Here is a 15,320-nt window from a genome sequence, read left to right on the forward strand (position 1 = left end):
ATGTGCGTCACGGACGGATCTGGCCGCTGCCGTGGACCCGGTACTTGAATGTGGTCAGCTGCTCGACGCCCACCGGCCCGCGCGCGTGCATCCGGCCGGTGGCGATGCCGATCTCGGCCCCGAAGCCGAACTCGCCGCCGTCTGCGAACTGCGTGGAGGCGTTGTGCGTCACGATTGCCGAGTCGACCTCGGCCAGGAAGCGCGTCGCCTCGGCGTCGTTCTCGGTGATGATCGCGTCGGTGTGATGCGAGCCGTAGGTCTCGATGTGCTCGATGGCGGCCTCGATCCCGTCGACCACCCGCACCGCGATGATCGCGTCGAGGTACTCGGTGTGCCAGTCCTGCTCGGAAGCGTCCGTCACCCGGGGATCGACCGCGCGGGTCGCGGCATCGCCCCGGACGGCGCAGCCGGCGTCGAGCAGGGCCTGAACCAGCGGCGCGAGATGCGTCGCCGCGCAGGCGCGGTCGACCAGCAGGGTCTCGGCTGCGCCGCAGACGCTGGTGCGGCGCATCTTGCTGTTGAGCAGCACGCTGCGGGCCATGTCGAGGTCCGCCGCCGCGGCGATGTAGACGTGGTTGATACCGTCGAGATGCGCGAAGACCGGGACGCGCGCCTCGGCCTGGACGCGCTCCACGAGGCCGCGGCCGCCGCGCGGGACGATCACGTCGACGCAGCCGTCGAGGCCCGCGAGCATCAGCCCGACCGCGGCGCGGTCGCGGGTCGGCACGAGCTGGATCGCGTCCTCCGGCAGGCCCGCATCGGCGAGCCCGCGGCTCATGGCCTTCGCGATCGCCATCGCGCTGCGATGGCTGTCCGAGCCGGCCCGGAGGATCGCGGCGTTGCCGGCCTTGAGGCAGAGCGCGCCGGCATCCGCCGTCACGTTGGGGCGCGCCTCGAAGATGACGCCGACGACGCCGAGCGGCACCGCGATGCGCTCGATCAGGAGGCCGTTCGGCCGCTCGATCGCGGCGAGCTGGCGCCCGACCGGGTCGGCGAGCGACCCGACCTTCTCGACCGCGTCCGCGATGGCCGCGAGGCGCCCGGGGTCGAGCGTCAGACGGTCGATCAGCGCGGCGGTCTGGCCCGCGCTCCGGGCGGCGGCCACGTCCCGGGCGTTCTCGCCCAGGATCTCGTCGCGGCTCGCGCGGATCTGCTCGGCGATCAGCTTGAGCGCGACGTCCTTCGTCCGCGCCGAGGCCAGCGCCATGCGCCGCGCCGCCGCCCGGGCGCGGCGGCCGATCGCCGCCATCTGCTCCGGAAGGGCGTCGGCCTCGGCGAAGTCCGATCTCAGGTTCAGGACGGGCACGCTGGCGTCCTCGGTTGTCGACGGCCGCGCGCGGCCCGGACGGGGGAGAGCGCCGTATTTGCACATCGCGCGCCGTCCCGACAAGAGTGCCGGACCGGGAACGGTGGCGATCATCGAGACAAAAATTGTAAATAGATTAGCTTGTGTCGACGATTTCTAGAATAGTGCCAAGTCATCGCGGTGCACCATCCAGGCGCGACCGGGATAGTTGAGCAGTTCCGGAATGCGCGCGCTCGGATGACCGATGATCAGCGCGGCCTCGGCGCTGTCATAGGCCACCAGACCGCGGCCGAGGATCCGGCCTTCTGGATCGCGGATCATCACGGCGTCGCCGCGGGAGAAGCTGCCCTCGATCGCGCGCACGCCCACGGGAAGCAGGCTGGCCCCGCTCCGGAGCGCCTGCTCGGCGCCCGCGTCGATCGTCAGGGTGCCGCGCGGCTCCAGCGAGCCGGCGATCCAGGTCTTCCGGGCGGCCGTGGGCGTGGACCCCGATAGGAACCACGTGCAGCGCGCGCCGTCCCGCACGGCCTTCAGCGGGTTCTTCCCGCGCCCGTCCGCGATGACCAGGTGCGTGCCGCCCGAGGCCGCGATCTTGGCGGCCTCGACCTTGGTGCGCATGCCGCCCCGCGACAGCTCGGAGGCCGGGCCGCCGGCCATCGCCTCGATCTCGGGAGTGATCCGGTCGACCACAGCGAGGTGGCGGGCCTCCGGATCGCTCTGGGGCGGCGCCGTGTAGAGGCCGTCGATGTCCGAGAACAGCACCAGCACGTCGGCGTCGATCATGGTGGCGACCCGGGCGGCGAGCCGGTCGTTGTCGCCGTAGCGGATCTCCGAGGTCGCCACCGTGTCGTTCTCGTTCACGACCGGCACCGCGCGCATCTCCAGGAGCTTCAGCACGGTGGCGCGGGCGTTGAGGTAACGGCGGCGCTCCTCGGTATCCTGCGGCGTCACGAGGATCTGGCCGGCGACGATGCCGTGATGGCCCAGCGCCTCGGCCCAGTGGCGCGCCAGCGTGATCTGCCCCACCGAGGCCGCGCCCTGGCTCTCCTCCAGGCGCAGGACGCCGGGCGGCAGGCCCAGCACCGTTCGGCCGAGGGCGATGCTGCCTGAGGACACGACCAGGACGTCGACGCCGCGCCCGTGCAGCTCCGCGATGTCCTCGGCCAGCGCGGCGAGCCAGGCGTGGCGCAGGCGGCCGGCACTGCGGTCGACCAGCAGGGCCGAGCCGACCTTGATGACCACGCGGCGGAATTCTTCGAGGGCAGGGATCATGATTCTTGCGGGACGGCGCGTTCGGGGCGGGTGTGAACCAAGACCCGCCCTTTGAACAGTCGGTCGAGGGCTACGGCTGCCAGGCGGCCGCCGGCTTCCGCTCGGCTTCGGCGCTGGCATCGATCTCGGCCTGAAGCGCGCGTAGCGCCTCGGGAACGCCCTTCCGACTCGCCGAGGACAGGACCAGCGGCGCGCGGCCGGCGGCGCGCTTCAGCTTGGCCACCTGGCTCTTGAGCGTGTCGGCGTCGAGCGCGTCGGTCTTCGAGAGCGCCACGACTTCGGGCTTCTCCGCGAGGCCGTTGCCGTAGGCCTCGATCTCGCCGCGAACCAGCTTGTAGGTCTTGCCCGCATGCTCGCTCGTGCCGTCCACGAGGTGCAGCAGCACCCGGCAGCGCTCGACATGGGCGAGGAACCTGTCGCCGAGGCCGACGCCCTCGTGGGCGCCCTCGATCAGGCCCGGGATGTCGGCGAGCACGAACTCGCGCCCGTCCGAGCGAACCACGCCGAGGCCGGGATGCAGTGTCGTGAACGGGTAGTCGGCGATCTTCGGCTTCGCCGCGGTGACGCTCGCCAGGAAGGTCGACTTGCCGGCATTCGGGAGCCCGACGAGTCCGGCATCGGCGATCAGCTTGAGCCGCAGCCAGATCCACATCTCCTGGCCTTCCAGGCCGGGATTAGCGTGTTTCGGGGCCCGGTTCGTGGAGGTCGTGAAGTAGGCGTTGCCGAAGCCGCCGTTGCCGCCCTTGGCGAGGCGGATCTTCTGGCCGACCTCGGTCAGGTCGGCGAGCAGCGTCTCGCCGTCCTCGGAGAAGATCTGCGTGCCGGCCGGGACCTTCAGGACCGTGTCGGCGCCGTTGGCGCCGTGGCAGTTCGAGCCCATGCCGTGCTCGCCCTTCTTGGCCTTGAAGTGCTGCTGGTAGCGGTAGTCGATCAGGGTGTTGAGACCCTCGACGCACTCCACCCAGACATCGCCGCCGCGGCCGCCGTCACCGCCGTTCGGTCCACCGAACTCGATGAACTTCTCGCGCCGGAACGAGACGCAGCCGGGACCGCCATCACCGGAGCGGACATAGACCTTGGCTTCGTCGAGGAACTTCACGACCTGAATCCTTTGTCGGGCGCGGATTCGCGACCCGCACCATCACCCTGTCGGCGGCCGCCGGCCAGTCCGGCGCCGCGGGGCCGCCTCAGGCGGCCCGCGTCATCGCCGGCTCGGACGGCGGAGTCTGCCAGCGCTGCCGGTCGAGGCTGAAGAGATCGACCGGAAGGTCCGCGCCGCGCGCCGGAAAGGGCCGGATCGCGCTGCCGGCCTGCGCGAAGCCGCAGGTCTCCAGCACGCGCCGGGACGCCGGGTTGACCGTGCGGGCCGAGGCGGCGAGTTCCGTCCCGCCCGTATAGGCGAAGAACGCGTGGCACAGGGCCGTCACGGCCTCGGCCATCAGGCCGCTGCCCCAGTAGGGCTGCCCGAGCCAGTAGCCGAGTTCCGGCGGTCCGTCGCTCCGCCCCTCGATGCTGACGACGCCGATGAGGCTGCCCGGCGCCGCCCGCGGCGCGAGGGCGAGCGTGAGCGCCGAACCGGCGGCGTTCCGCGAGCGCGCCTGCAGCAGGAACGCGTCCACCTCCGGGGCCGGGAGCGGGTGCGGCACCCGTGCCAGCATCGCGGCGACCGACGGGTCGCCGGCCAGCTTCAGGATCGCGTCCCTGTCCTTGGCGGTCGGCCAGCGCAGCCACAGCCGCCGCGTCTCGATCCGGAAAACGTCATCACGGGTCAGATCGGGGAACATCGTGCCCTCGCAGGGCGGCGCTCCCGGCTCCGGGGCACCGCCTCAAGACGACGAAGGGGAGGATGGCGTCCCATCCTCCCCGGTGTTCCGTCCGACCTAGCCCGTCAGGGGCTCGGCAACGACGTCTCCGGTCCGGTGTGGGACACCGGGCGGGACGCCAGCTTCGCCACTCAGGGCGCCCGCCTCTTATTCCGCGGCCTCGGCCAGCGGGGTAACACCTACGAAGGCGCGCCCGCGGCGCGTCTCGAAGCGGACATGGCCCGGTACCAGCGCGAAGATCGTGTGGTCCTTACCCATGCCGACATTGGCGCCGGGATGCCATTTGGTGCCGCGCTGACGCACGATGATGTTGCCCGGAATGACGGCCTCCGAGCCGAACTTCTTGACGCCGAGGCGCCGGCCTTCCGAATCGCGACCGTTGCGGGACGAGCCGCCAGCCTTCTTGTGTGCCATGGGATGAGCTCCGAATTCTGAGTGGCGTGGATGCGGTCGCGGATCGGTCCCTCAGGACCGTACGCGCCCAGCGTCTGGCGTGCGTCAGGCCGAAATGCCGGTGATGCGCACGACCGTGTGGTCCTGGCGATGGCCGCGCTTGCGGCGGGAGTTCTGCCGGCGGCGCTTCTTGAAGGCGATGACCTTCTTGTCGCGGCCGTGGCGCACGATCTCGCCCGTGACGCTGATGCCCGACAGGGTCGGGGCGCCGACCTGCGTCGCGCCCGCGCCGTCGGCGAACAGGAGGACCTCGCCGAAGGTCACGGCCTCGCCGGCCTCGCCCGCCAGGGAGGCGATGGTGATGGTGTCGTTGGCGGCGACGCGGTACTGCTTACCGCCCGTCTTGATGACTGCGAACATCGTTCTCTCGTGTTCTCGAACGGCCTCCGGGGCGGCTGCCCCTGGACCGGCTTCTTGTTTGAAGTCATTGAACGGGCGTTCGGCCCGGACAACGCGAAACGCGCGGACCCCAGCTGAGGCCGCGCGCCATGCGGGGTCAGTACGGGCGCGGCGGCGCCGTGTCAATCCGCGGCGGCCTGCCGGGCGGTGTCACCGGATTGGCGCGCCGGTCGCCAGGATGCCCTTCGCGACGCTGCCCGCCGGGCCGAAGGCGGCGAGGGCCTGCGCGCACCACGTCTCCCGGCCGTCGGCGGCGAGCTGCTGGCGCACCTGCGTGGCGCGGGTGCGCAGCTTCTCCTCCAGGATCGCCTCCTGCCCGGCATTGACGCGTGCCGCGAGGCGGAGCGTCGTCAGCTGGCCGGCCCGGACCTGCACGCCCGGGCAGGCCTGCTCGGCGATGATGGTCGTGGCCGCCGCCGAGGCGTAATTGTCGAGGGCCGAGGCCGGCGCGGCCGGATTGGCCGGCGCGGCGGGCGCCTGCGCGGCGGCCGTCCCCGCGAGATTCAGCGTCAGGGCTAGCGTCAGGGCAAGGGTGGGGACACCGACACGCCGCACGGCTGAGACCTCCAGGGTAAGCATCGATCGGCGCGGTGGCGCACCCGCACCTTCGCGACGATGCCGGGCGCCGACCGGGAGACGCGCGTTCCCTTGGGCGCGCCCCTCGCCGCGGCGCCGCGACGGCGGCTGACTACACGTCCGGCGACGGGGCGTCACCCGCCGCGTCGGCCCGCGGTCGGCAGACAGACCGGCCGTCAGGGCGCGGCCTTGAACTCGCCCTCGATGCGCAGGCTCACCTCGTCGCCGAGCTGCGGCAGGTAGGCGTTGATGCCGAAATCCGAGCGCTTGACGACCGCGCGCCCGTCGAAGCCCACGGTGTAGCGCTGGTCCACAGGGTGGATGCCGGCCTGGTTGAAGGTGGCGTCGATCGCGAACGGCCGGACCGTCCCACGCAGGTTGAGGTCGCCGGTGATCCGCGCGGTGGTCGGGCTGGTGGGCTCGACCTTGGTGGCGGTGAAGGTGGCGCTCGGGAACTTGGCCGTGTCGAAGAAATCCGGGGCCGCGAGGTGCTCGTTCAGCCGGGTGCTGCCGGTGATGACGCCGCCGAGCGGCACAGTCACCTCGAGGCGGCTCTTCTCGGGCGCCTTCGGGTCGAGCTGGAGCGTGCCGCTCAGGCCGGTGAACTGGCCGTAATAGGTCGAGTAGCCGAGATGCGAGACCGACCACGTGACCTTGCCGTGATCCGGATCGAGGACGTAGCTGCCGGGCCGGACCTGCGTCGGATCCGCGCTCGGCGCGACCGGTGCGGGCGGGGCTGCCGGGTTGTCCGCTGCCCGGGCCGGGCCGGCGCAGAGCAGGCCGATCAGGACAAGAAGTGGCGCGCGCATGTCATCCCCCCGTGACCGGCCAAGCTCGGCCGGCGCGGGCCCGTGATTTCATGATCTCCCTGCGCGCTCAAGCACGTCTGGCGAAGCCCGCCGCGGTTCTGTAGGCAAGCCGAGGTAGCGGCAGGCGTGGCATGATCGGCAAGCTCAAGGGCGTCGTGGACTCGTTCGGCGAGGATTTCGTGATCCTCGACGTGTCGGGGGTCGGCTACATCGTTCACTGCTCGGCGCGGACCCTGCAGCGCATGCCCAAGGTCGGCGAGCCCGCGGCGCTGTCGATCGAGACCCACGTCCGCGAGGACATGATCCGCCTCTACGGCTTCCGCTCGGACGCCGAGCGCGAGTGGTTCCGCCTGCTCCAGACCGTCCAGGGCGTCGGCGCGCGGGTGGCGCTCGGCGTTCTGTCGGTGCTGGAGCCCGAGGCGCTGGCGAGCGCCATCGCCACCGGCGACAAGGGCTCGATCAGCCGGGCCCCGGGCGTCGGGCCGCGCCTCGCCGCCCGGCTCGCCGCCGAGCTCAAGGACAAGGCCCCGGCCTTCGCGCCCGTCGATCCCGCGCTCATCGCCCTCGCGGGCGCCGTCGAGGAGGGCGCCGCCCCGCAGCCGGTGGCGGACGCCGTCTCGGCCCTGGTCAATCTCGGCTACCCGCAGGTCCAGGCCGCCGCCGCCATCGCGGCCGCGCTCAAGGGTGCGGGGGAGGGCGCCGAGGCCAAGGTGCTCATCCGGCTCGGCCTGCGCGAACTCGCCCGCTGACGGCCCGACCTGACAGTTGGGGCGCACTTAGATCGCACGCCCTTGACCCGCGCGGGCGGCGGTGCCATGTCGACCGCGATCAATAAGGTATTGAAAAGCAAGCTACTTTTCAATTCTTCTAAACTGGCGCGGGTGCCCCGGACGGTCGTCGACGACCGCGGCGGGCACGGGGATGACGGGATTTGCGGCGCGCATGATCGTCTGTTCTTGTAACGTCTTATCGGACGGCGCCGTGCGCGGCTGCCTCGCCCCCGGACCCGGCTGCCCGCGCACGCCCGCGCAGGTCTACGCCTGCCTCGGCTGCAGCCCGAAATGCGGGCGCTGCGCCCGCACGATCCGCGCGATCATGCAGACCGCGCTGGGCGAGGCCGCGGCGGCGGAGAGCAGCCATGCTTGCACGACGGCTTGCGCGAGCGCCTGTAGTTTGGTGAAATTCCAAACTGCGGATGAGGGAGTCGCGGCCTGATGCTTCTACCCCCCGCCTGAGAGCACGGTAAGGAGTACGGGGGCATGAAGGGCGACACCAAGGTCATCGAGTATCTGAATCGCGGCCTGCGCAGCGAGCTGACGGCCGTCAGCCAGTACTGGCTGCATTTCCGCATGCTCAATGACTGGGGCTACGTCGAGCTGGCGAAGTTCTGGCGCAAGGAATCGATCGAGGAGATGAACCACGCCGACCGGTTCATCGACCGGATCCTGTTCCTCGACGGGTTCCCGAATCTGCAGGAACTCGACCCGCTGCGGATCGGCCAGAACGTTCAGGAGATCCTGGAATCCGATCTCGCCGCCGAGAACGAGGCCCGCAGCCTCTACCTCGAGGCCGCGAAGTACTGCGATTCGATCAACGACCGCGTGTCCAAGCGCCTCTTCGAGGATCTGGCCGAGGACGAGGAGGGTCACATCGACTTCCTCGAGACCCAGCTGGAGCTGATCAAGCAGATCGGCCTGCCGCTCTACGCGCAGAAGCATATCGGCGGGCTCGAGCAGATCGCCCCCGAGAAGGAGTGAGAGCGCCCGGGCTCCCGCCGCCCGCGCGGCGGAGCGGGAGCCCGGACAGCGATGCGGGCAGGGGTGGGGCCGGCGCGGCCGCGTTCCTGCCCGCCTGAGACGGCAAGCTGGGGAACGGGATGCGGCTCGTGGTGGTCGGCGCCGACGGGCGCATGGGGCGGATGCTGATCCGCGCGGTGGCGCAGGCCGAGGGCTGCACGCTCTCAGCGGCGATCGAGCGCGACGGCTCGCCGGCGCTCGGCCAGGACGCCGGCGTCCTCGCCGGGCTGCCACCCCTCGACGTTCCCGTCACCGACGACGCCCTCACGGCCTTCGCGGCCGCCGACGGCGTCCTCGACTTCACCGCGCCGGCCGCCACGGTCGCCTTCGCCGAGCTCGCCGCCCAGGCGCGCATCGTCCACGTCGTCGGCACGACCGGCCTGTCGGAGGACGATTTCGCCGAGCTGAAGGCGGCCTCGTACCACGCCCGCATCGTGCAGTCGGGCAACATGTCGCTCGGCATCAACCTGATGGCCGCCCTGGTCCGGCGGGTCGCCAAGGCCCTGGGCGACGAGTTCGACATCGAGATCGCCGAGATGCACCACCGCATGAAGGTGGACGCCCCCTCCGGGACAGCGCTGATGCTCGGCGAGGCCGCCGCGGAGGGCCGCGGCGTCGACCTGAAGGCGGTTCGGGTCTCGACCCGGGACGGGCATACCGGCGCCCGCCGGCCCGGCGATATCGGCTTCGCCACCCTGCGGGGCGGCAGCGTCGTCGGCGACCACAGCGTGATCTTCGCCGGCACCGGCGAGAGCCTGACGATCAGCCACCACGCCGCCGACCGGGGCCTGTTCGCCACGGGCGCCGTCAAGGCCGCGCTCTGGGCGCATCCCAAGCCGCCGGGGCTCTACACCATGACCGACGTGCTCGGCCTGTGACCGGCGGCGCGACGGCGATGGAGCGGCTCCTCGTCCTCGTCCGGCATGGCCAGAGCGAGTGGAACCTGAAGAACCTGTTCACCGGCTGGCGCGACCCGGACCTCACCGAGCGCGGCGTCGCCGAGGCCCGGGCCGCCGGCCGCGGCCTCAAGCGGGACGGCTACGGGTTCGACCTGGCCTTCACCTCCGAGCTGGTCCGCGCGCAGCGCACCTGCGCGCTGATCCTCGAGGAGATGGGCCTCTCCGAGATCCCGGTCCTGCGCGCGCGCGCCCTCAACGAGCGCGATTACGGCGACCTCTCCGGCCTCAACAAGGACGAGGCCCGCGCCCGCTGGGGCGACGCGCAGGTCCACGCCTGGCGCCGGGGCTACGACGTGCGGCCGCCCGGCGGCGAGAGCCTGAAGGACACGGCCGCGCGGGTTCTGCCCTGCTACGTCGCGACGATCCTGCCGCGCGTGATGGCCGGCCAGCGGGTCCTTGTGGCGGCCCACGGGAACTCGCTCCGCGCCCTGGTGATGGTCCTCGACGGACTGACCGAGGCGCAGGTGCCCGATCTCCAGATCCGGACCGGCGTGCCGCTGGCCTACCGCCTGAACGCCGACACCACGGTCGCCTCCAAGACGGTGCTGGAGCAGGTCGTCGACGCGGACCGCTGAGTGGCGACGGAACTCGCACCGGGCCTGATCCACCATCCGGGCTTCCTCGACGCGGCGGCCCGCGCTCGGCTCGCCGCGGAGATCGCCGCGATCCTCGCCGAGGCGCCGCCCGTGACGCCGCGCATGCCCCGCACCGGCAAGCCGTTCTCTGTGCGGATGTCGAATGCCGGACCCCTCGGCTGGGTCTCCGACGTCGCGGGCTACCGCTACCAGCCGCACCATCCCGAGACCGGTCGAACCTGGCCGGCCCTGCCGCCGACCGCCCGCGCGGCCTGGGAGACGCTGGCGGCCTATCCGGCCCCGCCGGAAGCCTGCCTCATCAACATCTACGCGCCGGGGACCCGCATGGGCCTCCACCAGGACCGCGACGAGGCGGATCTCGCCGCGCCGGTCGTGTCGCTGTCCCTCGGCGCGGCGGCCCTGTTCCGCTACGGCGGTCCGAGCCGGTCCGACCCGACCCGCTCGGTCCGGCTGCAGGCCGGCGACGCACTGGTGATGGGTGGCGCCGCGCGGCTCGTCTTCCACGGCATCGACCGGCTCTACCCGGACGGCGACCTGCTGGAAGCGGCGGACGGGCCCGGGTTCCTGCCGCGGGGCGGCCGCTGCAATCTCACCCTGCGACGCGTCACGGTGCCGGCCACGCCATGATGCGCGACACGCCATGATGCGCGAGCGGGACCCGGAGCCGGTGCCGACCGCGATGCCGCCGGCGATCCCGGGCGGGCGCGTCAGCGCGGCAGCGCAGTGGCCGGCGCTCGCCGGCTTCGTCGCGGCCGAGGCCCGCCTCCAGGAGGCGGTCCTGGCGCGCGGGCGCGTCACGGCCGGGCTCTACGAGTTCGTCCGGTTCGGGCTCAAGCAGGGCTGGGCCTGCCTGTTCGGCGGCCTGCTCCTGGCGCTCATGCTCGGCACCCGCCTCGTCTGGCCGGCCCACGCGCCCGTCGCCCGTTACGACGCGCTGTTCCTCGCCGCCCTCGTGCTCCAGGTCGCGATGCTGCGGCTGCGGATGGAGACGTGGTCGGAGGCCCGGGTGATCCTGGTCTTCCACGTCATCGGCACGGCCATGGAGATCCACAAGACCGCGATCGGCAGCTGGGTCTACCCGGAGGCGAACCTGTTCCGGCTCGGCGGCGTCCCGCTGTTCACGGGCTTCATGTACGCGGCGGTCGGCAGCTACCTCGCCCGCGTCTGGCGCCTGTTCGATTTCCGGTTCACGCGGCACCCGAGCCTGCGCCTGCTCGCGGTCCTGTCGGTGGCGATCTACGTCAATTTCCTCATCGATCATCGCGGCATCGACCTGCGTTTCGGACTCATCGCGGTCGCGGTCGCGGCCTTCGCCCCCGCGACCGTGTACTTCAAGGTCTGGCGGGAGCACCGCACCATGCCGCTCCTGCTGGGCCTGCTGCTCGTCGCGCTGTTCATCTGGTTCGCCGAGAATCTCGGCACGCTGTCCGGCACGTGGCTCTACCCGAACCAGCGGCAGCACTGGTCCATCGTCCCGGTGGCCAAGCTCTCGTCCTGGTTCTTGCTGATGATCGTGTCCTACACGCTGGTCGCGCGGGTGAACGGCATCGCGACCTGGCCGGCCGTGCCGGCCGCGCCCGCGCGTCGGGAGCTGCCGATGGCCCGCGCGACCCATCTCGGCCTCGTGGCCGCGGTGATCGCCTTCGGCCTGCTGCTGCGCGTGCCGCACTGGGGCCTGCCGCTCGCGATCCACCATTACGGCGGCGGGATCCTGTGGGGGGCGATGCTGTTCCTTCTGGTCGCGGCCCTGCGACCCGGCAGCTGGGGCCTGCGCACCTGCCTGATCGCCGCCTTCGCGGCCGCCGCGCTCATCGAGAGCAGCCGGCTCGTCCACACGCCGGCCCTCGACGCCTTCCGGACGACCCTGCCGGGTCAGCTCCTCCTCGGCTCCATCTTCTCGCCGTGGAATCTCCTCGCCTACGGCGTCGGGATCGGCGCCGCCGCCGCGCTCGCGCTTTCCCTTCATCGTGAACGCAGGCGCGCCGCGTTGCCGGCTTGACAGAACAGGTCGCCCGGCAGACCCATCGGGTGCGGACTAACCCAAAGTTGGGTCCACCAGGAGAACCGGTTTTCGATGCGGATGCGCAACCTGACGCTGCGTCTCGGACGGGTTCTGTGCGCAGCCGCGCTGGCGGCCAGCCTCGGCTCGGCCGCCCGGGCCGGCGATCCCGTCTATCCCGCGGGCTCGCGCTTCGGCTTCGACCCGCCCGCCGACATGTCGCTGTCGCGGCGATTCTCTGGCTTCGAGCGGAAAGAGGGTGGCGCGACCGTGTCGGTCGTCGAATTGCCCGCGAACGCCTTCGCGGAGCTCGTCAGCGGCTTCACCGATGCCAACCTGCTGAGCCAAGGCTTCGCGGTCGAGAAGCGCGAGGAGGTCAAGATCGGCGACAACGAGGGCATGCTCTACACCGGTGAGCAGCCCGCCGATCCCGGCTCGTCCGCGCCGGCGATCCGGAAGTGGATCCTCGTGGTTGGCACACCGACCGTGACCGGGCTGATCATCGCCCAGGCGCTGCCCGACGCCGAGACCGAGGCCTCGATGCGCAAGATGGTGACCGGCGTCACCCTCCGGCCAGCCCTGTCGCTGACCCAGCAGGTCGACGCGCTGCCCTTCCGCATCGCCGACATGGCGGGCTTCCGGCCCGTGCGGGTGATGGCCGGCAACTCGGTCCTCCTCACCAGCGGCCCGAAGGACCAGATGCAGAATCTGGAACAGCCGATCCTCGTCCTCGCGCAGGCCGTGCAGCAGCCGCCCGGGGCCGAGCAGCGGGACGGCTTCGCCCGCGCCGCCCTGGCGTCCAATCAGACCCTCAAGGACTTCGTCATCGAGCGGGCGCAGAGCTACCGCTCGAACGGCGTCGACTGGCACGAGATCGTGGCCCGCGCCCTCGATCAGCCGACCAACCAGCCCGTCGTGGTCATGCAGACCATCCGGTTCGCACCGGACGGCTACGTCCGCGCCCTCGGCGTCGTGCGGCAGGATCAGCGCGACGGCGTCCTCGCCAAGTTCCGCCAGGTGGTGGACAGCGTTCAGGTCAAGTAGCGCGTCACCAGACGACGGCCTGCCCGTCGCGGCGCGGGTCGCTCGCGGCCACGTAGCCCTCGACGGCGGGATCGCCCATCCGCCAGATGAACTGGCCGGCACCGAAATCCTGGTAGCTGTCCTCGATCACCTCGAGTTCGTGGCCGAGGGCCTTCAGGCGTTCCAGGGTCGCGCCCGGCATCGCCGCCTCGACGTTGATGTCGAGGCCCTCGTTCACCCGCCACCGCGGCGCGTCGCAGGCCGCCTGCGGGTTCTGGCCGTGGTCGATCATCCGCACCAGGGTCTGGACGTGCCCCTGCGGCTGCATGTTGCCGCCCATCACGCCGAAGCTCATCACCGGGGCTCCGTCCTTCGTGAGGAAGCCCGGGATGATGGTGTGGAACGGGCGCTTGCCGGGCGCCACCACGTTGGGGCTCTCCGGATCGAGCACGAAGCCGTAACCGCGATTCTGCAGGGAGATGCCCCAGCCCGGGACGACCACGCCGGAGCCGAAGCCCATGAAGTTCGACTGGATGAAGCTCACCATCATGCCGGACTCGTCGGCCGCGGTGAGGTAGATCGTGCCGCCCGCGGGCGGCTTGCCCGGCCCGAAGACCTGGGCGCGATTCCGGTCGATCAGCTTGGCGCGCTCCGCGAGGTAGGCTGGGTCGAGCATGGCCTCCGGCGTCACCTCCATCCCGCGGGGGTCGGCGACGTACCGGTAGGTGTCGCTGAAGGCGAGCTTCATCGCCTCGATCTGCAGGTGCTGCGACTCCGGCCCATCGACCGGCAGGCCGCCGAGGTCGAACTGCTCGAGGAGGCCCAGCGCGATCTGCGCCGCGATACCCTGGCCGTTCGGCGGGATCTCGTGCAGCGTGTAGCCGTGATAGTCCTTCGCGGTCGGCGTGACCCATTCGGGGCGGAACGCCGCGAGGTCGGCGGCGGTCATCGCGCCGCCGTTGGCCCGCGCGTGCGCGGCGATCGCCTCGGCGATCTCGCCCCGGTAGAAGGCCTCGCCCTTGGTCTCGCCGATCAGCCGAAGGGTCTTCTCGGCACCCGGGAAGGTCACCAGCTCGCCGACATCCGGCGCCCGGCCCCGCGGCAGGAAGAACTCCGAGAAGCCCGGCTGGCGGGTGATCGCCTCGATCCGGGCCGCGGCCGCCCATTTCTGCTGGACCACCACCGGCGCGAGGTAGCCCCGCTCGGCGATGCGGATCGCGGGCTGCATCAGGTCGGCGAAGGGGAGGCGGCCGAAGCGCTCGCTCAGCGCCGCCCAGGCGGCGACCGCGCCCGGCACGGTGACCGAGTCCCAGCCGCGCATCGGCGGCCGCTCGCCGGCGCCGTACTTCTTCAGGAAGTAGTCCCGGCTCCAGGCGGCCGGCGCCCCGCCGGAAGCGTTGAGGCCGTGCAGCGCCTTCCCGTCCCACAGGATGCAGAAGGCGTCGGAGCCGAGACCGTTGCTGCACGGCTCGGTGACGGTCTTGGCGGCCGCCGTGGCGATCGCGGCATCGACCGCGTTGCCGCCGGCCTGGATCATCTGGATGCCGGCCTGCGCCGCCAGCGCGTGCGAGGTCGCCACGCAGTTGCGCCCGAACATCGGCATCCGCAGCGACGGATACCCGGTCACCCAGTCGAACGGCTTCATCGCTCAGTTCCCGGTCTCGGCAGCCCACGCGCTCCCGCGGCACTTGGCATACAGGATATCCGGCCCCGGTGAAGGCGTGGCCGGGCATGACCGCCAACGAAAAACGCGGGCCCGAGGACCCGCGCTTCGCGAACGTGATGCTGCCTTGTCGGGCCGCTCAGTAGGGGCGGCCGTAGAGCGGCGAGGTCGGGTCCAGCCGGTCGACGAAGGAGAGGTCGACGTTGCGGATCGCCGAGGAGCGGGCGCCGATGAACGGCCCGTTGGTGATCGGATCCGGCAGGATGCCGCGGCCGAAGCGGTCCGTCGGGCCGTAGGGCGGGGTCAGCTGGTTGGACGCCGCGATCAGGTAGGGGTTCAGGGCCGGGTTGCGCGAGCCGCCGGCGCCCGGAACGTTCGAGGTCAGCGGCACGTTACCGGCATCGAGCCAGCTGCGCGGGCGCACGCGGATCGGGAGCGGCCGGCTGACCCGGTAGATCGGGCCGGGGACGTAGCCATCCTGAGCCTGGGCGGGCGCGGAGGCCAGAGCGCCGAGGCCGGTGGCGGCGACGACGCCGAGAAGGGCGATCTTGAGCGAGCGCATGGCCAACCTTGTCCTTGAGTGCCATCAGTATGGCGACCGAAGCTTAACAGTTCGCCGCCTTTGACGATAAGACGCTTGGGCGAG

18 protein-coding genes are annotated in these 15,320 nt (G+C 71.5%); 8 read left to right on the forward strand and 10 right to left on the reverse strand.

The features are described from left to right. Positions 1-7: 7 nt before the first annotated feature. From BMY19_RS04065 to BMY19_RS04100, 8 genes are all read right to left on the reverse strand, one after another. Positions 8-1,306: a glutamate-5-semialdehyde dehydrogenase gene (locus BMY19_RS04065; RefSeq protein ID WP_100250927.1), complete on the reverse strand. Its 1,299-nt coding sequence runs from the start codon at positions 1,304-1,306 to the stop codon at positions 8-10. 156 nt (positions 1,307-1,462) lie between these two features. Next, positions 1,463-2,578 carry a glutamate 5-kinase gene (proB, locus tag BMY19_RS04070; RefSeq protein WP_100250928.1) on the reverse strand — a complete coding sequence of 372 codons (1,116 nt, stop codon included), beginning with the start codon at positions 2,576-2,578 and terminating at the stop codon, positions 1,463-1,465. Positions 2,579-2,648: 70 nt separating this feature from the next. After that, the gene (gene obgE / locus BMY19_RS04075; RefSeq protein ID WP_020091482.1) at positions 2,649-3,677 is read right to left on the reverse strand and encodes a GTPase ObgE; all 1,029 of its coding nucleotides are present in this window, start codon (positions 3,675-3,677) and stop codon (positions 2,649-2,651) included. A gap of 88 nt (positions 3,678-3,765) precedes the next feature. Next, the gene (locus BMY19_RS04080; protein WP_020091483.1) at positions 3,766-4,362 is read right to left on the reverse strand and encodes a GNAT family N-acetyltransferase; all 597 of its coding nucleotides are present in this window, start codon (positions 4,360-4,362) and stop codon (positions 3,766-3,768) included. Positions 4,363-4,548: 186 nt separating this feature from the next. Continuing rightward, entirely contained in the window at positions 4,549-4,815 is a 267-nt protein-coding gene (rpmA, locus tag BMY19_RS04085; protein WP_012317134.1) for a 50S ribosomal protein L27, read from the reverse strand. A gap of 84 nt (positions 4,816-4,899) precedes the next feature. Beyond that, a complete protein-coding gene (gene rplU / locus BMY19_RS04090) occupies positions 4,900-5,214 on the reverse strand; it encodes a 50S ribosomal protein L21 (protein WP_010683509.1) in 315 nt (104 codons plus the stop codon). Positions 5,215-5,403: 189 nt separating this feature from the next. Next, complete coding sequence (locus BMY19_RS04095; RefSeq protein WP_234081062.1) at positions 5,404-5,808, reverse strand: hypothetical protein; 405 nt, start codon at positions 5,806-5,808, stop codon at positions 5,404-5,406. A 197-nt stretch (positions 5,809-6,005) separates the two neighbouring features. Beyond that, positions 6,006-6,638 (reverse strand): YceI family protein, encoded by a 633-nt coding sequence (locus tag BMY19_RS04100; RefSeq protein ID WP_100250929.1) that lies wholly within the window; start codon positions 6,636-6,638, stop codon positions 6,006-6,008. Between the two features lie 131 nt (positions 6,639-6,769). Between BMY19_RS04100 and ruvA the strand changes: the two genes are divergently transcribed. From ruvA to BMY19_RS04140, 8 genes are all read left to right on the forward strand, one after another. Next, entirely contained in the window at positions 6,770-7,387 is a 618-nt protein-coding gene (ruvA, locus tag BMY19_RS04105; RefSeq protein WP_100250930.1) for a Holliday junction branch migration protein RuvA, read from the forward strand. Positions 7,388-7,580: 193 nt separating this feature from the next. Beyond that, positions 7,581-7,853 carry a (2Fe-2S)-binding protein gene (locus BMY19_RS31200; RefSeq protein WP_083916283.1) on the forward strand — a complete coding sequence of 91 codons (273 nt, stop codon included), beginning with the start codon at positions 7,581-7,583 and terminating at the stop codon, positions 7,851-7,853. Positions 7,854-7,897: 44 nt separating this feature from the next. Further along, on the forward strand, positions 7,898-8,395 hold the full coding sequence (bfr, locus tag BMY19_RS04115; protein ID WP_012317139.1) for a bacterioferritin: 498 nt from the start codon (positions 7,898-7,900) through the stop codon (positions 8,393-8,395). 119 nt (positions 8,396-8,514) lie between these two features. Further along, complete coding sequence (gene dapB, locus BMY19_RS04120) at positions 8,515-9,312, forward strand: 4-hydroxy-tetrahydrodipicolinate reductase (protein ID WP_100250931.1); 798 nt, start codon at positions 8,515-8,517, stop codon at positions 9,310-9,312. Positions 9,313-9,329: 17 nt separating this feature from the next. Then, a complete protein-coding gene (locus BMY19_RS04125) occupies positions 9,330-9,968 on the forward strand; it encodes a 2,3-bisphosphoglycerate-dependent phosphoglycerate mutase (RefSeq protein WP_100251119.1) in 639 nt (212 codons plus the stop codon). Further along, a complete protein-coding gene (locus BMY19_RS04130; RefSeq protein ID WP_100250932.1) occupies positions 9,969-10,616 on the forward strand; it encodes an alpha-ketoglutarate-dependent dioxygenase AlkB in 648 nt (215 codons plus the stop codon). A gap of 13 nt (positions 10,617-10,629) precedes the next feature. After that, complete coding sequence (locus tag BMY19_RS31750) at positions 10,630-11,988, forward strand: DUF817 family protein (RefSeq protein ID WP_100250933.1); 1,359 nt, start codon at positions 10,630-10,632, stop codon at positions 11,986-11,988. A 75-nt stretch (positions 11,989-12,063) separates the two neighbouring features. Next, entirely contained in the window at positions 12,064-13,032 is a 969-nt protein-coding gene (locus BMY19_RS04140) for a hypothetical protein (protein WP_020091491.1), read from the forward strand. Positions 13,033-13,036: 4 nt separating this feature from the next. On the opposite strand, the gene BMY19_RS04145 is transcribed toward BMY19_RS04140, so the two are convergent. Both BMY19_RS04145 and BMY19_RS04150 read right to left on the reverse strand, forming a co-directional pair. Continuing rightward, a complete protein-coding gene (locus BMY19_RS04145; protein ID WP_100250934.1) occupies positions 13,037-14,656 on the reverse strand; it encodes a gamma-glutamyltransferase family protein in 1,620 nt (539 codons plus the stop codon). 157 nt (positions 14,657-14,813) lie between these two features. Beyond that, positions 14,814-15,236 (reverse strand): hypothetical protein, encoded by a 423-nt coding sequence (locus BMY19_RS04150; protein WP_020091493.1) that lies wholly within the window; start codon positions 15,234-15,236, stop codon positions 14,814-14,816. Between the last annotated feature and the right edge of the window lie 84 nt (positions 15,237-15,320).

Origin of the sequence: Methylobacterium sp. UNC300MFChir4.1 (assembly GCF_900110155.1) — a bacterium.
Classification (GTDB): Bacteria; Pseudomonadota; Alphaproteobacteria; order Rhizobiales; family Beijerinckiaceae; genus Methylobacterium.

Bases quoted from the DNA above. Each gene is read 5' to 3' on its own strand.
- proB (WP_100250928.1), bottom strand. From the start codon at position 2,578: ATGATCCCTGCCCTCGAAGAATTCCGCCGCGTGGTCATCAAGGTCGGC.
- BMY19_RS04080 (WP_020091483.1), bottom strand. From the start codon at position 4,362: ATGTTCCCCGATCTGACCCGTGATGACGTTTTCCGGATCGAGACGCGG.
- rpmA (WP_012317134.1), bottom strand. From the start codon at position 4,815: ATGGCACACAAGAAGGCTGGCGGCTCGTCCCGCAACGGTCGCGATTCG.
- rplU (WP_010683509.1), bottom strand. From the start codon at position 5,214: ATGTTCGCAGTCATCAAGACGGGCGGTAAGCAGTACCGCGTCGCCGCC.
- BMY19_RS04100 (WP_100250929.1), bottom strand. From the start codon at position 6,638: ATGCGCGCGCCACTTCTTGTCCTGATCGGCCTGCTCTGCGCCGGCCCG.
- ruvA (WP_100250930.1), top strand. From the start codon at position 6,770: ATGATCGGCAAGCTCAAGGGCGTCGTGGACTCGTTCGGCGAGGATTTC.
- BMY19_RS31200 (WP_083916283.1), top strand. From the start codon at position 7,581: ATGATCGTCTGTTCTTGTAACGTCTTATCGGACGGCGCCGTGCGCGGC.
- bfr (WP_012317139.1), top strand. From the start codon at position 7,898: ATGAAGGGCGACACCAAGGTCATCGAGTATCTGAATCGCGGCCTGCGC.
- dapB (WP_100250931.1), top strand. From the start codon at position 8,515: ATGCGGCTCGTGGTGGTCGGCGCCGACGGGCGCATGGGGCGGATGCTG.
- BMY19_RS04125 (WP_100251119.1), top strand. From the start codon at position 9,330: ATGGAGCGGCTCCTCGTCCTCGTCCGGCATGGCCAGAGCGAGTGGAAC.
- BMY19_RS31750 (WP_100250933.1), top strand. From the start codon at position 10,630: ATGATGCGCGAGCGGGACCCGGAGCCGGTGCCGACCGCGATGCCGCCG.
- BMY19_RS04140 (WP_020091491.1), top strand. From the start codon at position 12,064: ATGCGGATGCGCAACCTGACGCTGCGTCTCGGACGGGTTCTGTGCGCA.
- BMY19_RS04145 (WP_100250934.1), bottom strand. From the start codon at position 14,656: ATGAAGCCGTTCGACTGGGTGACCGGGTATCCGTCGCTGCGGATGCCG.
- BMY19_RS04150 (WP_020091493.1), bottom strand. From the start codon at position 15,236: ATGCGCTCGCTCAAGATCGCCCTTCTCGGCGTCGTCGCCGCCACCGGC.